Raw genomic sequence first — 633 nt, forward strand, 5'->3', positions numbered from 1 at the left:
CCAGGCGCATGCCGACGTGCCGTGGCGCAGCATGCGCAATATGCGTAATCGCATGGCTCACGGCTATTTCGACATCAACCTCGATGTGGTGTGGGAGACGGTACAGGAATGGCTGCCGGCGTTGCTCCAGCAATTGCCCGCCGTGCGTCAGGATGCCGACGATGAAGACCGTAACGACAAAGGCATGGAGCCATGACCAATCAAGCCGCCGATGTTCGGCCCCTCTGGCGTGTTCGATCCCGCGACCTATGAGCCGCGCTCGGGCAAGACCTTCTGGATGGCCGCAACGGACGTGAGTTCGCTGGTGGGCAAGGAGGCAGCAGCCGACACGCTCATCGGCAACTGCACGACCGCACGACCAGCCTCCCGTTCAAATTCGAGTTAGAACTCATATCCAGCCTGTCTGGGGGCACTGTGAAAGAGGGATCTCCGATGACTGTTGAATCGAGAATATTTTCTGTAGCCGAGTATGTTCAGCCGTCCGAAGGCGAGCCTATTCGTTCCGTTGTGCTTGAAACCCGAGACTCAATGATCGTGGTTTGGCATGTCCATCCCGGGCAGGAAATTGCGGCTCACATTCATCCTCACGGCCAAGACACGTGGACTGTTTTGTCGGGAATGGCTGATTACTTT

Annotated in this window: 1 protein-coding gene and 1 pseudogene; both read left to right on the top strand. The window is 57.3% G+C overall.

What is annotated here, in order from left to right; genetic code table 11:
- The coding region (locus tag RVY79_RS16930; RefSeq protein ID WP_317465634.1) for a DUF86 domain-containing protein at window positions 1–196 on the top strand (196 nt) is incomplete at its 5' end.
- A gap of 236 nt (window positions 197–432) precedes the next feature.
- Window positions 433–633, top strand: a pseudogene (locus RVY79_RS16935) (cupin domain-containing protein); the annotation flags it as partial.

This window comes from Chromohalobacter sp. HP20-39 (genome assembly GCF_033052815.1).
Taxonomy (GTDB): domain Bacteria; phylum Pseudomonadota; class Gammaproteobacteria; order Pseudomonadales; family Halomonadaceae; genus Chromohalobacter.